The organism is Paramesorhizobium deserti (assembly GCF_001558695.1).
Classification (GTDB): Bacteria; Pseudomonadota; Alphaproteobacteria; order Rhizobiales; family Rhizobiaceae; genus Paramesorhizobium; species Paramesorhizobium deserti.
Map to the genome: position 1 here is coordinate 179,985 of NZ_LNTU01000037.1, position 15,410 is coordinate 195,394.

A 15,410-nucleotide genomic window follows, 5' to 3' on the forward strand; every position below is an offset into this window, starting at 1 on the left:
GCCACATCTGGCCTTCATAGCTCTTTGTAGGTGGCCATTTCCTGGCGAACCTTGATTCAGGACAAATGCGCCCGTCGGCCATGCCGCGGCGGGACCACCTATCTTTGATTACACGCAATGCCGGCGCGTTATGTTGCCATCAGGATGACTATTGTCAGAATGGATAATAAGGCCAAGGCAAGTGAGCGTCTCATGACCATCCGCAATCTCGAATATGCAGCCAACCCGAAATCGGTAGCCCTGTTCGGCGCTTCCGCCCGGCAAGGCTCCGTCGGCCAGATCGTCTTGGACAACATTATCGCGGGAGGCTTCGAGGGTGACATTTGGCCGGTCAACCCGAAATATCGCGAGATTGGCGGCCGGCCCTGTTATGCGGATGCAAGCGAATTGCCGGCAGCCCCCGACCTGGCGGTGATCGCCACCCCACCTAAGACAGTCCCCGGTATTATCCACGAACTCGGCGACAAGGGAACGCGAGCGGCGGTAGTGATCACGGCCGGACTGACGCACGGGAATGGTTTGCGCCAGGCCATGCTGGACGCAGCCAAGCCACATCTCTTCCGCGTCATCGGACCCAATACGGTGGGCCTGATCGTCCCGCCAGCGAAGCTGAACGCCAGCTTCGCCCATATGAATCCGCGCGCCGGCAATATAGCCGTCCTGTCGCAATCGGGAGCGATTGCAACCTCGCTCATCGACTGGGCGGCGGATGAAGGGATCGGCTTCTCGCACATCGTCTCGCTCGGCGACATGGCCGATGTCGACGTAAGCGACTATCTCGACCTGCTTGCCGGTGACGCGGGAACCAGCGCTATCCTGCTTTATCTCGAAAGCATTCCCAATGCGCGCAAGTTCATGTCGGCTGCCCGGGCCGCCGCGCGCCTCAAGCCGGTCATCGCCGTCAAGGCCGGCCGGCACGAAGCCGCGGCGAAAGCGGCAACCACCCATACCGGAGCCCTTTCCGGTTCCGACAAGGTGGTTGACGCGGCGCTCCGTCGCGCCGGCATCCTCCGCGTGCGAGGGCTCGGCGAGCTCTTCGACGCCGCCGAAACGGTTGCCCGTTTTCCAAAGCTCGAACGGTCGCGAGTCGGTATTGTCACCAATGGTGGCGGTGCCGGCGTACTCGCCGTCGACACGCTTGCCGATCTCGATGCCGAGCTTGCGGAGTTCTCCAAGGAAACCATGGAAAAGCTCGATACGACGCTGCCCGCCAACTGGTCGCGTGCCAATCCGGTCGACATCATCGGTGACGCGCCCGCCGAACGATATGGCGCTGCCATTACGGCCGTTGCAAACGATCCGGCGACCGATGTGCTGCTGGTGATGAACTGCCCCACAGGGCTCTCCTCCCCGGCCGAAGCGGCACAGGCCGTCGCGAAGCTCGCCCAGGGCGGAACGATTGCGGACAAGCCCGTGCTCACCTGCTGGCTGGGAGAAAAGACCGCGCGCGAAGGGCGTCGTATCCTTCAGGACGCAGGTATTGCCGGTTTCCAGACCCCCGCCGCGGCGTCAGCGGCGGTTTCCTATCTCAGCGATTGGTCGCGGGCGCAGAAGGCCTTGATGCGGGTCCCCTCAAGCCGCGGCGAAGATGTCGATGGCGATCATGACGCCGTTCTCGATATTTTTCGACACGCTGCTTCCAAGGGCCGGCGCATGCTGACGGAGCCCGAAGCCAAAGCTGTGATCAAGGCCTATGGGATTCCCGTTCCCGAAACAATTGTCGTCCGCACGAACGAAGAGGTAAAAAACGCGGCGGAACATTTGCTTTCAGCCTGGTCCAAGGTGGCCGTGAAGCTGATGTCCGGGACCATCACCCACAAATCGGATGTCGGCGGCGTGGTGCTGGACATCACGACACCACAGGCCGCCATGGATGCGGTGAGAAATATCAAGAAGCGCTTGCAGGCGATGGGAAGCGCCGGAGAGATCGACGGCTTCGTCGTGCAGCCCATGATCACCAGGAAAAACGCGCAGGAGCTCATCCTTGGCATCGGACGTGATCCGATATTCGGCCCCACCGTGCTCTTCGGCGCGGGCGGCACGGCCGTCGAGATCCTGGACGACACCGCGATCGCCCTTCCCCCGCTCGACAATGTCCTTGCCGGCGACCTGATCGATTCCACGCGCATCGGCAGGCTGCTTGCCGGTTATCGCGACCGTGCGCCGGCCGACCGGGAAGGCATCATTCGCGCGCTGAACGCCCTGTCCCGACTGGTCGTCGACTTTCCCTGCATTGTCTCGGTGGATATCAATCCGCTGCTTGCCGACAGTGAAGGGATCGTCGCGCTCGATGCGCGCATCGAGATCGAACCGAATGATGTCGAACGCACAGGCCCCAATCCGGCGCTCGCCATTCGGCCCTATCCGGCGGCTTGGGAAAAAGACCTCGTTCTGGCCGGACAGGAGTATCATCTGCGTCCCATCAAACCCGCGGACGTCTCGCTCTATCCCGCTTTTCTGGCCCAAGTATCGCCGGAGGATATACGCTTCCGCTTTCTTGCGCCGCGTCAGCATTTTCCGGACGAGATGCTGTTGCGGCTTACCCAGCTCGACTACGAGCGCGAAATCGCCTTCGTCGCTCTGCGGAAGGATACAGGTGAGTTGGCCGGGATTGTGCGCCTGTCGTCGGATCCGGACAAGGAGGCGACCGAATACGGCCTTCTCGTTAGAACCGACCTGCAGGGCCACGGACTTGGCTGGGCTCTTCTGAGGCACGTTATCGACTACGCACGGGCCGACGGCCTCGCTGTCATCAATGGTTTGATCCTCGACGAAAACACTAAAATGCTGACCATGGCCAAGGAGTTCGGCTTCGAACTGGCGCGCCACGCCACGGAGCCTGACGTGAGGATTGCAACGCTCCGGCTGCGATGACCAGCCCTGCATCACGGAATATCGGCGCTTTGGCGCAAAACCCATTGCAGTTCCGCAATGAAGCTTGACGCGCATCAAAGTCCGACAATTGCTTTTGCAGTTTGATGCAGATGTCAGGTACGGCCGGTTGTTGAAAAGTGTGCGCCTAAGACCGGCGCATGGGGCATCTCCAACTGGCAACGATACTGGCGGACCGCTTGCCTCCTCCCACATATCTCGCGGGAAAACCCGCTATAATGGGCGGAGACGGCAGCATCTGATGTTTCTTGGAGAAAACAAGGAGTGTGAAGCCATGGCCGAAACTGCCACAAAACTGCCGGTGAAATCCGATAAATCAGTCAAGTCTTCGGAAGGCTGGACGTCTCTCGACAATCTGCGCCGGGAAGTCGACCGCCTCTTCGATAATTTTCATCCGTTCGGCTGGCGCCTGCCATCCGCGGCGCTCGATATCGAAGTTCCGAAATTCAGTCGTTCCGCCTGGCAGATCGCGCCGGCAATGGATCTTGTCGAGAAAGACCACGAATATGAGCTCACCGCCGAACTTCCCGGCATCGACGAGAAGAATATCGACATCAAGCTCACCAACCACACACTGACGATCAAGGGCGAAAAGCAGGAAGAGAGAGAGGAAAAGGAAGGCGATTATTACTTGTCCGAACGCCGCTACGGTTCCTTCCAGCGCTCTTTCAGGATTCCTGAAGGTGTCGATACAGACAAGATCGAGGCCAGCGTCGCCAAGGGTATCCTCACGGTAAAACTGCCCAAGACGGAGCAGGCTCAAAAGGCGGACAAGAAGATCGAAATCAAGGCCGCGTAAAGACAGCCGCAGTCCCGCCGGCGCGCGAAGCATGCCGGCGGGTGTGGTCGCGAGAAGAAACAGGAAAACACAAATGGAACAAAAATCTATATCGCCTCTTCGGATGAATGTGGATCTCGCTGTTTCCATTGCCGTCCTGCGTGATCTCGGCCACTCGGACACCGCGATCGCCCGGTATTTCGGATTGAGCGGCGATTTCCTGAACGAAGAGCATATATCTCCAGCCGGGATGCCCACCGTTTCCGTTGATGCTTCGATCGGTCGGCAAGAGTCCGTGCCTGGATAACCATCTTCAACGAATGGAGGTTCTTATGTACATCAAGTACGGATCCGCATTACCGGCCGCTCTTGTGTTTACCGCAGGTGTGATCGCCGGAACCAGTGTGGGAACAGCCGCGCAGGCCGACACGCCTCATGAACAGCACCATACCGTGTTGGCTCAAACCGCGCCGGCACCTTCGACCGATCCCGCCACACCGCAGGACGGACAGCCCCCTTATTCCGGAATGATGGGGCAACGGGGCCCGGGCATGATGATGGGTCAGGGCGGACCAAACATGATGGGCCCCAACATGATGGGTGGCGGCATGATGCCTGGGATGATGGGTGGAATGCCCATGCGGCCGATGCGGCCTCTCGTGATGAAGATCTTCTTCGCAATTGCCGATACCAATGGCGATGGTGCACTTTCGTTCGATGAGGTCTCGGCCATTCATAAGCGGATATTCGACAGTATCGATGCGGATAAGAATGGAGCCGTAACACCGGACGAGATCAAGCAGTTCATGCAGGAATGAATTGCGAATGACAAAAACAGGTCGCACACAGCGACAATAAGGGCCGGATAATCATCCGGCCCTTATTGTTTAGGCAGCAGCCTGGAAACCAATTCGCCTGCTCTATCGATCTGTCGTTCTATATCGTCAGGAAGTAGCTGAAACAGGATGCGGATCGACCGTTGCCCCTTCCCGTTTTCCCCTCAGCACCACATAGATCGCCGGAATGACCAGCACGGTCAGCGCGGTCGACGAGGCAAGTCCGAAGAGCAACGAGATCGCAAGGCCCTGGAAGATCGGATCCGCGAGGATGACCACCGCGCCGATCATCGCAGCGATTGCCGTGAGCAGGATCGGTTTGAAACGGATGGCGCCGGCCTCCAGAAGCACGTCGAGCAATGGCCGCTCCGGCGTGCGAGCATGGCGGATGAAATCGACCAGCAGGATCGAATTGCGCACGATAATGCCGGCGAGAGCAATGAAACCGATCATGGACGTGGCCGAGAATGGCGCGCCGAACAGCCAGTGCCCGACCATGATGCCGATGAAGGTAAGCGGGATCGGCGTCAAGATGACGAGCGGCAGCTTGAACGAACCGAACTGAGCGACGACAAGGATATAGATGCCCAGGATGGCGACCATGAAGGCGGCACCCATGTCGCGGAAGGTGACCCAGGTCACCTCCCACTCGCCGTCCCACAGGAGCGTGGGATGCGACTCGTCGTCCGGCTGGCCGTGTAACGCGATCTCGGGCTTTGGCACATTGCCCCAATCGGCCTTCTGGATCGCCTCGTCCACTGCCATCATGCCATAGACTGGTGCCTCGAATTGGCCCGCGAGCTCCGCCGTCACCATCTCGGCCGGACGGCCATTGTGCCGGAAGATCGGGTAGGAGGCTGGTTCACGCTTCACCGTCACGATGTCGCCGAGCTCGACCACACCGCGTTCGCCGGGCAGCGCATTGGCCGGGACCGGGGTTGCGAGAGCACGCTCGCCCACGACCTTCTCGCTCTTGGGGAGGGCTACGCGAATAGGGATAGGCTGCCGTCCGCCGCCACGATGAGAATATCCGACGGTGGTGCCGGAATAAAGGGCACGAATGGCATCATAGACATCCCCCTGCTCCACGCGATGGTATTCGAGATTGTCCTGATTGATCTCAAACCGCACCCGTTCATGTGGAATGCCGTAGGAATCGTCCACGTCGACGATGAATGGAACGCTTTCGAACGCCTCACGCACCTTGGCCGCAACCGCCCGCCGCGTATCGGCATCGGGCCCATAGATTTCGGCGAGCAATGTCCCCATGACAGGGGGGCCCGGCGGCGGCTCGACCACCTTGAGCACCGTACCCTCGGGGAAATCAAGCCCTTGCAGACGGTTGCGAATATCGAGCGCGATATCATGACTCGGCCGGTCGCGTTCACCCTTAGGAAGAAGGTTGATCTGCACATCACCCAATTCCGGCGAAGAACGCAGATAGTAATGGCGCACCAGCCCGTTGAAATTGAACGGCGCGGCCGTGCCGGCATAGGTCTGGAACGAGATGACTTCCGGAATGGCTGCGACACGGTTCACAACCTGCTGCAGCACACGATCGGTGTCCTCCACCGATGCGCCCTCGGGCAGGTCGGCAACGACCTGAAGCTCCGTCTTGTTGTCGAAAGGCAGCAGCTTCACCGTCACATGCTTGGTGTAGATGAGACCCAGCGAGGCGATGGTCGCAATCCCCACCAGAATCAGGAAGGTCCACGCGCGAAACCGTGTCTTGAGGATTGGCCGGGCCATGGCGATATAGGCTTTGCCAAGCCGCCCGCCATGGGCATCCTCGTGACTGTGGATGGCAGCATCTCCCCTTCCCGCGAGCTTCAGCATCAGCCAGGGTGTGAGGATCACCGCGACGAAGAAGGAGAACAGCATAGCCGCCGAGGCGTTGGCCGGGATCGGGCTCATATAAGGCCCCATCAACCCCGACACGAAGAGCATCGGCAAAAGCGCCGCGATCACGGTGAGGGTCGCCACGATGGTCGGATTGCCCACCTCGGCCACAGCGTCGATCGCCGCCGGCGCGCGCGGGCGACCGTCTCTCATCGCCCAGTGACGGGCAATATTCTCGATCACCACGATGGCGTCGTCGACCAGGATACCAATCGAAAAGATCAGCGCGAAAAGGCTCACACGATTGAGCGTGTAGCCCATGATGCGTGAGGCAAACAGCGTCAGCAGGATCGTCGTCGGGATAACGACGGCCACGACCAGCGCCTCGCGCCAACCGATGGAGAAGGCGACGAGGAGCACGATTGAGACCGTGGCGAGCCCCAGATGGAAGAGCAGTTCGTTTGCCTTCTCGTCGGCGGTCTCGCCATAATTGCGGGTGATCGTCATCTCCACATCGTCAGGGAAGATCTGACCGCGCACCTCGTCCAGGCGATGGGTGATTGCCTCTGCGATAGCGACGGCATTGGTTCCCGGCCGCTTGGCGATGGCAAGAGACACCGCCGGCACCCGTTCCAGACCGTTTGCCACCTTACGCACCTCGGTCACCCGGCTCTCGTTCGGCTCCGCGGCAAGCGCGACCCTGGCCACGTCACGCACATAGACGGGACGACCGTCGCGCGCCGTGATCAAAAGATTGCCTATGTCGCTTTGGGTCTGCAGTGTCTGACCGGCCAAAAGGGTGCGCTGTCCGCCCTGTTCGCGCACGATCGCCGCCTGGAACGAACGGTTGGCGCCCTCGACTTTGGCGGAAAGCTGCTGCAGCGTGACGCCATAGAGCGACAGCTTTTCAGGGTCGGGCTCGACCTGGATTTCCTCCGGCTGTTCTCCGACGATGTAGGTCAGACCGATATCCGGCAGTTTCGCGACCTCTACCTGCAATTCGCGTGCAAGACGCGTGAGCCCGTTGGCCGTCCAGCGGTCCGCCGCCTCCGGTTTCGGGCTAAGCGTCACGACGACGATTGCCACATCGTCGATGCCGCGGCCGACGATCAGCGGTTCGGGAATGCCGACCGGGATGCGATTCATATTGGCGCGTATCTTGTCATGCACCCGCAGGATCGCGGCGTCCGCGCTCGTGCCAACGAGAAAACGCGCCGTGACCACCGCGCCGTCATCCTGGGTTTGGGAATAGACATGCTCGACACCGTCGATGCTCTTGACGATCGCTTCCAGCGGCTCGGTCACGAGCTTGACCGCATCTTCCGCCTTCAGGCCATTGGCCTGGACGTGGATATCGACCATCGGCACGGAGATCTGAGGCTCCTCCTCGCGCGGCAATGTTATCAGCGCCACCAGACCGAGCGCGAAGGCTGCCAGCAGGAAGAGCGGCGTTAATGGAGAGGCAATGAAGGCGCGGGTAAGCCCGCCGGCGATACCAAGTTTCATGGAATGAGCACCTTGTCGCCTGCGCGCACGCCGCTCAGGATCTCCACGCGTGATCCGCTGCCGTCCGCGAAGGGCTCGCCCAGGATGACGACGACGTCCATCGGGCCATCGGCGGTTGCCAGGCTGACATAGTCCACCCCGTGGAGCGTTTTCACCGCTTCCGGCGGCACGGTAATGGCATCGCGGCTGCCCACGGGAATCCACACCAGCGTGCGCTCGTTGACGAAATAATCTCCCAACCCTTCGACCTCGACGTCAGCGATGACGCGCCCCTCGGATATCTCGGGATAGACCTTGGCGATCCGGCTCTCTTGCGCCGTCTCGCTCTCATCCGTGCTGGCAAGGCCTCGTCGGCCGAGAAGGACCGTACTGCCCTCCTTGATCTCCGTGGCGTGACGCTCCGGCAGCGAAAGCCTGAGGAAATATTTCCCTGTAGCAATCCGCGCCACCTCCTCGCCCTGCAGCACGACGGAACCGAGCGTCACCGGCACGCTGAGCACACGCCCCGTCGCCGGCGCAAGGATCTCACCTTCTCTGGCCTGCTGTTCCAGCACGGCCCTGTTGGCCTGCGCGGCCGCCAGCTGATTGGTCGCCACATCGAACTGCGTCCTCGCCTGATCGACATTCCCCTTCGAGACGACCCCGCGCGAAAAGAGCTGCTGCGCGCGGTCGAGCTCGATTTTCGCGTTGTCGAGCTGTGACGTGATCTCCTTGATTCTTGCCTGGGCGGCGTCGAGTTCAAGCGCGATCTTGTCGTCCACCACGACGGCGATCACCTGCCCTTCCCGGACTTCGCTACCCTCGGATACGCTGATCTCGCGGATCGTCCCACCGGTGCGCGCCCGCGCGGGAACCACCATGCGGCTGCGCACCTGTCCGAATACCGCCTTCATTTCAGGAATGCGTTCCGTCTTGACGGCGAATTCGCCGGCCGCCGCCGGCAAGGCAACGATAGTCGAGAGAAGGGTCAGCAGGGTAAGGCGGCGGCCTCCGAACCATCGCATGATATTCTCCCGAGAGCCAGGAACGCGCATCACGAACCCATATCCTATTTGAAGGCCGCGCCCGGCTTGCAGCCGAGCTTCTTGAAGGCAATTGCCGCCGGGCAGAAGCCGGTCACCGATGCCTGCATCAGGTTGAGCCCGACAAAGGCGGTCAGCAGGTACCAATAGGCGCTGACGTAGAAGCCCAGCGCCAGCGAGACGAGCACGAGAGTGCCCGCAAACATCATCACTGCACGATCGATTGTCATCGTTCTTCTCCAATTATGAACGGGGCCGTCATTCTGCCGGCTCAAGTTCGATTTCCTTGAGTTTTTGAATGCCGAGCAAATGCAAGGTCAGCTTTTCGTAGACAGTTTCTGCCTTGCCTTGCCGGACCTTGCGCAGGAAGTACTTCTCGAAGCCGATCTTGGCCGCGTGAACCCATTTTCCCTGTGAGGACCAGTTGACGTTACGCGGCGGAATCTGCGGCTGTGCCACGAAGGCGATACCCTCGTCGCCGAAATCGGCGAGGCATACTGCATTCCATGACGCTACCGCCCTTGGCAGATCACCTCTAAGAAGCGTTCCGAGATTTTCCGCCGTCGCCGTGACCATGGATTCGATCATGAAGCCGGTCTTGGGCACCCCGACGGGAAGGGGTGTTTTGCCCACGGGCGGGATCGCCACGCAGACGCCGAGCGCGAAGATATTGGGGAAAGCCGGATTGCGCTGATACTTGTCAATGGTGACGAAGCCGCGCGGATTGGTAAGTCCCTCAATTCCCAGGATGGCCGGCACGCCGCGGAAGGCGGGCAGCATCATGGAGAATGCGAATGGCAACTCATGCCGGGTCTTCGTCATGCCGGATTCGTCGACCTCCTCGACATACATCCGGCCCTTTTCGACTTTGGTCACCTTGGCGTTGGTGATCCATTTGATGTGTCGTTCGCGCATCGCGCTTTCCAGCAGCCCCTTGGTATCGCCCACACCGTCGAGACCGAGATGGCCGATATAAGGCTCCGGCGTTACAAAGGTGATCGGCACCTGATCTCGTTTTCTGGCCTGCCGGAGTGCGGTATCCAGGATAAAGGCGAACTCATAGGCCGGGCCGAAACAGGAAGCGCCCTGCACCGCGCCGACGACGATCGGCCCGGGTGCTTTCAAGAGATCATCGAAGGCGCCTTTCGCCTCGACTGCATGGCTCAATTGGCAGATGGACTGGGTGTAACCGTCACGCCCCAGACCGGGAATCTCGTCGAAGGCGAGATCGGGGCCGGTGGCGATGATCAGATAATCATAATCGATGGATGACCCGTCATTCAGTTCAATCCGGTTTTTCTCAGGATGGACGCGCTTTGCGCCTTCCGGCCTGAAGCCGATACCAAGGCGTTTGAAGATCGGCTCCAGATCAACGGTAATCTCCTCCGGCTTGCGCCATCCGACTGCAACCCATGGATTGGACGGAACGAAAGAGTAGACCGAACCGAGATTGACAACCGTCAGCTTATCCGACGGCCGAACATTCTCTTTCATTTCATAGGCCATGATAACGCCGCCAAGACCAGCGCCTAACACAACGATGTGGGACATGGCATTTCCTCCTTGCGCGGAATGACCCGATCCCGCATCTTTTCACTGCAAAGCGGTCGTGGCCTTGATCCGGCTCAAACACAGGAAAGAACAGACAGCCATGCACCTTCGAACACCAATCCAGGCCACCCGCTCTCCCACGGGGATCGGCTTCGTACTTGCATGTAACATTCAAATATTTTAAATTCAAGAGTATGAATGTAAAAGACATGATCCCGGCCTCGAACGAGGCAGCAGACCTGATGCGCAGCCTCTCGCATCCGCAGCGACTGCTTGTGCTCTGTGCGCTTGGAGGCGAGGAAAAATCCGTTGGGCAATTGCGTTCGGAACTCGGCATTGAGCAGGTACCAATGTCGCAACAGCTCATGCGGCTCAGATCGGACGGCCTGGTTGAAGCACGGCGCGAAGGCACGACCGTCTATTACAGGATTGCCCGGCCGGAAGTGCTCACGGTCGTGGAAGCACTCCACAAGGCGTTCTGCAGTCCGGATTGAACGGCTTCAGATAGGAGGGGGGAGGAGAGCGCCACCACCGACTTCCGAAGAGCATGAGCCGGCACTGAATGAGGCGGTGTACCAAATGCCCGCCCCGCTTTCCACGGGAGCTTGCTTCTCCCGCGACCACGCATGAAGAAGAGGTTTCTAAAGCCGAAACTCAGTCCCGATATTATGGATACTATAGCGCCGTGCGTCAGCTAGACGCACGGCGCTATTAGTCATTGAAACTGCGCTATCCAAGCTTTCCGAAAATCGATCCCAACTTTCGGACCTATGCGCTAGCGCAGATCTTCCGGCAGAAGTGCCTCAGGGAAGTTCTGGTAGCTGACCGGACGCAGGAAGCGGCGGATCGACATGGTGCCGACCGATGTCGCGCCAAAATTCGTGGAGGCCGGATAGGGCCCGCCATGAACCATGGAGTCCACGACTTCCACCCCGGTCGGAAAGCCATTTACCAGTACTCTCCCCGCTTTTCGCTCCAGAACGGGAACGAGCTTTTGTGCCGCCTCGGTATCGGCTGCATCCATATGGATCGTCGCGGTCAGCTGTCCCTCGAAATTGCGCGCCATGTGCTGCATCTCGTCGACCGAGCCGACACGGACCACCAGACCCAGCGGACCAAAAACCTCCTCCGACAGCGCATGATCGGCCAGGAACTTGTCACCCGTGATCTCGTAAAGATTCGGGTTGGCCTCCCGGCCTTCCGAAACGGTCTCGTAGATCGGTTTCACCGCGTTACGGCCCTTGAACCTGGCCTGACCATCCCGATAGGCTTTAGCGATACCATCGGTCAACATCGTCTGCGGGCCGACCTGGGACAGCGCCTTTGTCGTAGAGGCGACAAATCGGTCGGCATCGGATCCTTCCAGCACGACGGCGATACCGGGATTGGTGCAGAACTGACCAGCTCCCATCGCCAGTGATCCGGCCCAGCCGGTGCCAAGTTCCTCGGCCCGGGCTTTCGCGGCGCCGGGCAGGACGAACATCGGATTTACGCTGCCGAGTTCTCCGAAGAAGGGAATTGGTTCGGGGCGCTGAGCACATAGGTCGAAAAGCGCCCTCCCTCCCGCAAGGCTGCCGGTGAAGCCCACAGCCTTGATAAGTGGATGCTGGACCAACGCGGTTCCCACATCCCGCCTGCCGCCCTGGATCAGACTGAAGACGCCGGGATGGACGCCGGTTTTGGCGATGGCGGCATGGATCGCCTCGGCGATGATCTCACCAGTGCCTGGATGGGCGGAGTGCCCCTTGACGACAACCGGACAACCCGCGGCTAGCGCCGCCGCCGTATCGCCGCCCGCGGTCGAGAAGGCCAGCGGGAAATTCGAGGCTCCAAAAACCGCTACCGGACCAATCGGGCGTTCTACAAGGCGAATATCGGGACGCGGGGCGGGCTGACGGTCGGGCAGTGCCGGATCGTGGCGACGGTCGAGGTAGTCACCCTTGCGGATATGGCTGGCGAACAGCCGCAACTGGCTGGTGGTGCGCCCACGCTCGCCGTTCAGGCGCGCTTCGGGCAACCCTGTTTCCTGCGTGCCAATCTGCGTGATCGCCACGCCGCGCGCCTCGATTTCGTCAGCGATCGCTTCAAGGAAGTTCGCGCGGAACTCGCGTGTGGAATATGCATAACTCCAGAAGGCCTCCTCGGCGGCTTCGGCCGCCTGATTGACCAGATCGACCGTGCCCACTGAAAACGAGTGGGTCGGGCCATGCGCTGGCTCAGAAGAAAATTGCTCCTTGCTCGCGATCCACTCTCCCGCGATCAGGTGTTTTCCATGGGGTGTGAATTCAGCTCGATCAGTCATTTGCAACATCTCCTTTGTCGTTTTGAGTAGGTTTGAGAGAGGATCGGCTTAACGATTTTTCCTGATGAACGAGGCGAGCCTCTCCACTCCGTCCAAGAGTTTGGCCTCATCTGCAACCGCGTGGCACCAGCGTAGCCAACCGTCTCCTTCCGGACCGAAAGCCGATCCGGGGGCGAGACCAAGGCCAACCTCCGTTACCAACCGCTTGGCGGTTTCAAGAGAGTTCGTTTGCCCCGCAATGCGGAAGAACATATACATCGCGCCGCCGGCTTCCGGGGCTTCGACACCGGGTAGGTCCATCAGCGCGCCTTCCAGCAACCGCCGTGTCTTCGCCAGCCGATCGCGCATCGCCTCCACCTCGCTCTCTCCCCTCTGCAAGGCAATGACACCGGCGCGCTGGACTGGCTCGAAAACACTGGAGAAATTATACTCGATCAGCTTCGCCAGATCCGCGACCAGTCCCGTCGGACAGGTCAACCAACCCAAGCGCCAGCCGGTCATGCTCCAGGCTTTCGAAAAACTGTTGATCGAAATCAGGCGATCATCCGGCTCGCAATGGCGCTGGAAACTCGGCGCCGAACGCCGCGAGGTATCGTAGACCAGACGCTCGTAGACGTCATCGGCCATGATCCAGATACCATGCTTGCGGCAATGCGCGGTGACGACCGCGATCTGTTCGTCGGTGATGGTCCAGCCGGTAGGGTTGTTAGGCGAATTGATAATCACCATGCGCGTGTTCGGCGTCAACGCGTCGAGGAGGCGGTCCAGATCAAGCGTCCAGCGCCCGTTGTGCACGTTCAGTGCCACGCGCTCGACACTGGCGCTGAGAATGCGTGGAATCTCGGTGATGTTCGGCCAGAGCGGCGTAATCGCCACCACCCTGTCTTCCGGTGACAGCAAAAGCTGGGATGCGATCGAGAGGGCTGTCACACCGGATGCAATCACACCGATCCGATCGCTGGCGATCGCGCGATCGTGTAGCCGGGTCATGTAATCGGCGATGGCATCGCGCAGATACGGACGACCGAGGTTCTGGGTGTAGAAGGTCTCGCCGCGTGAAAGAGACTGTGCCGCGGCCTCGCGGATGAACGACGGAGTGGGTTGATCGGATTCCCCGAACCAGAACGGCACGACATCGGTACGGTTCATCGCGCTGTTCGCCACATCACGTATCAGCGAACTGGACAAAGCCTGGATTTGCGCTCGCGCCTGAGCGGGAAATTGCTGCGGCAAGATATAACCTCTCATATTTGTGGATCTCATGGCGCCACCGCGCCGATGGATCGCATCCTTACCCGAATAATGCCAAGCAGCATGTTCAGATTTTTGTGGCCAGCTTGCGAAGCGGACAATGCGCCGGGACGAGTCGTGCTGTCCACGCTCCATGCATGGTTTCGGTTGAGGTCATGATTTCAGAAAGCCGCCTCGAGCATCGCGCGATAGTCTTCGGCGGTTGCTTCGCGCGGATTGGTCTTGTGGCTGTGATCGGCCAGCGCACCGGCGATAATGCGATCAAACAGATCCCCGGTAACGCCAAGCTCGGAAAGGCCGGTCGGCAAACCGATTGTCCTGGTCATGCCTTTGATCGCGGCGCCGATCTCCTCGCCGGAGGCCAGTGCCATCGCATGGGCGATGCGGGCATATTTATTCTCGCTGATCGACGTCGGTGCGGTACGGTTGAAATCCAGCACCGCCGGCATGAAAATGGCATTGAGCGTGCCATGGTGCAGCTTCGGGTTGATCCCCCCGAGCGCATGGCTCAGGCTATGGACACAGCCCAGACCCTTCTGAAACGCCATGGCGCCCATGGTCGCCGCGATTGCCATATTGGCCCGCGCGTCCCGATCACCCGGCTGTTCCGTCGCCAGGCGGATGTTCGCCCAGCCGCGCCGCAATCCCTCAAGCGCGATCCCATCGGCTGGCGGATTGAAGGACGGGGCAAGGTAGGTTTCGATGCAATGCGAAATGGCGTCCATGCCGGTCGCCGCGGTCAGGGTCGCAGGCAGGCTGAGTGTAAGCTCCGGATCGACAATGGCCGCCTTCGGAACCAGATAGGGAGACAGCAGACCGACCTTGCGCCCGTCATCGAGGATGATGATGGCGCCGCGGCCGACTTCGCTGCCGGTTCCAGCAGTCGTCGGAATGGCAATGGTTGGCCATGTTTTTGCGGTGATTTTCTCCATTCCGCCTTCGATCGCGGCATAAGACTTCAACGCGCCGCCATGGGCGGCGAGAATGGCAACGGCCTTGGCGAGATCGAGCGCCGATCCCCCGCCGATAGCTATAATGCCGTCGGCTCCGACCCTGTTGAACAGCTCGGCCGCTGCACGGACCGCAGCTTCATTGGGATTCCCGGGAGTTTCGTCGAAAACGCCAACCGGAGCCGCATTCAGGATCGATTCGATCTTCTCCAGCACACCGAGCTGACGCACGCCCTTGTCTGTAACAACGAGCGGTCGCGAGATTCCGGCAATCTCCAGTTCCGTCCTCAAAGTGGCGAGTTCACCGTAACCGAACTGCACGCGGGTCACATAATTGATCAGGCCCATGGCCCTCCCCTCGATATATCCATATGGCAACCTCGAGCCACCGAAGCTGGCAGCTCAGAGCGGAAATTCGACGTCATTTTCTCAGAATACGGTCGTATGACACTCTGTAAATCCGTTATCTTCGGATACAGATAT

12 protein-coding genes are annotated in these 15,410 nt (G+C 60.1%); 5 read left to right on the top strand and 7 right to left on the bottom strand.

Features of this window, described 5'->3' with window-relative positions; translation table 11 throughout:
* The first annotated feature begins 192 nt into the window (after positions 1-192).
* From ATN84_RS19665 to ATN84_RS19680, 4 genes are all read left to right on the top strand, one after another.
* Positions 193-2,874: a bifunctional acetate--CoA ligase family protein/GNAT family N-acetyltransferase gene (locus ATN84_RS19665; RefSeq protein WP_068884371.1), complete on the top strand. Its 2,682-nt coding sequence runs from the start codon at positions 193-195 to the stop codon at positions 2,872-2,874.
* A 292-nt stretch (positions 2,875-3,166) separates the two neighbouring features.
* Positions 3,167-3,691: an Hsp20/alpha crystallin family protein gene (locus ATN84_RS19670; protein ID WP_068884372.1), complete on the top strand. Its 525-nt coding sequence runs from the start codon at positions 3,167-3,169 to the stop codon at positions 3,689-3,691.
* Positions 3,692-3,764: 73 nt separating this feature from the next.
* Positions 3,765-3,977: a hypothetical protein gene (locus ATN84_RS19675; protein WP_068883879.1), complete on the top strand. Its 213-nt coding sequence runs from the start codon at positions 3,765-3,767 to the stop codon at positions 3,975-3,977.
* Positions 3,978-4,002: 25 nt separating this feature from the next.
* On the top strand, positions 4,003-4,488 hold the full coding sequence (locus ATN84_RS19680; protein ID WP_068884374.1) for an EF-hand domain-containing protein: 486 nt from the start codon (positions 4,003-4,005) through the stop codon (positions 4,486-4,488).
* Between the two features lie 126 nt (positions 4,489-4,614).
* Here ATN84_RS19680 and ATN84_RS19685 read toward each other — a convergent pair whose 3' ends face one another.
* Genes ATN84_RS19685 through ATN84_RS19700 form a run of 4 tightly spaced genes read right to left on the bottom strand, consistent with a single transcriptional unit; the run spans position 4,615 to position 10,424 of the window.
* Positions 4,615-7,851, bottom strand: a complete 3,237-nt coding sequence (locus tag ATN84_RS19685; RefSeq protein ID WP_068883880.1) for an efflux RND transporter permease subunit — start codon at positions 7,849-7,851, stop codon at positions 4,615-4,617.
* Entirely contained in the window at positions 7,848-8,855 is a 1,008-nt protein-coding gene (locus tag ATN84_RS19690) for an efflux RND transporter periplasmic adaptor subunit (RefSeq protein WP_068883882.1), read from the bottom strand. The genes ATN84_RS19685 and ATN84_RS19690 overlap by 4 nt, the downstream gene beginning before the upstream one ends.
* A 44-nt stretch (positions 8,856-8,899) precedes the next feature.
* Complete coding sequence (locus ATN84_RS19695; RefSeq protein WP_068883884.1) at positions 8,900-9,103, bottom strand: YgaP family membrane protein; 204 nt, start codon at positions 9,101-9,103, stop codon at positions 8,900-8,902.
* A gap of 28 nt (positions 9,104-9,131) precedes the next feature.
* Positions 9,132-10,424 (bottom strand): NAD(P)/FAD-dependent oxidoreductase, encoded by a 1,293-nt coding sequence (locus ATN84_RS19700; RefSeq protein WP_068883886.1) that lies wholly within the window; start codon positions 10,422-10,424, stop codon positions 9,132-9,134.
* Positions 10,425-10,633: 209 nt separating this feature from the next.
* On the opposite strand from ATN84_RS19700, the gene ATN84_RS19705 reads away from it, so the two are divergent.
* Positions 10,634-10,918: an ArsR/SmtB family transcription factor gene (locus tag ATN84_RS19705; protein WP_244491141.1), complete on the top strand. Its 285-nt coding sequence runs from the start codon at positions 10,634-10,636 to the stop codon at positions 10,916-10,918.
* Positions 10,919-11,199: 281 nt separating this feature from the next.
* On the opposite strand, the gene ATN84_RS19710 is transcribed toward ATN84_RS19705, so the two are convergent.
* The 3 genes from ATN84_RS19710 to ATN84_RS19720 form a co-directional block, all read right to left on the bottom strand.
* Complete coding sequence (locus ATN84_RS19710) at positions 11,200-12,726, bottom strand: aldehyde dehydrogenase (NADP(+)) (protein WP_068883891.1); 1,527 nt, start codon at positions 12,724-12,726, stop codon at positions 11,200-11,202.
* Between the two features lie 48 nt (positions 12,727-12,774).
* Positions 12,775-13,959 (bottom strand): pyridoxal phosphate-dependent aminotransferase, encoded by a 1,185-nt coding sequence (locus tag ATN84_RS19715; protein ID WP_244491142.1) that lies wholly within the window; start codon positions 13,957-13,959, stop codon positions 12,775-12,777.
* Positions 13,960-14,138: 179 nt separating this feature from the next.
* Positions 14,139-15,275 carry an iron-containing alcohol dehydrogenase gene (locus tag ATN84_RS19720; RefSeq protein WP_068883896.1) on the bottom strand — a complete coding sequence of 379 codons (1,137 nt, stop codon included), beginning with the start codon at positions 15,273-15,275 and terminating at the stop codon, positions 14,139-14,141.
* Positions 15,276-15,410: the final 135 nt, after the last annotated feature.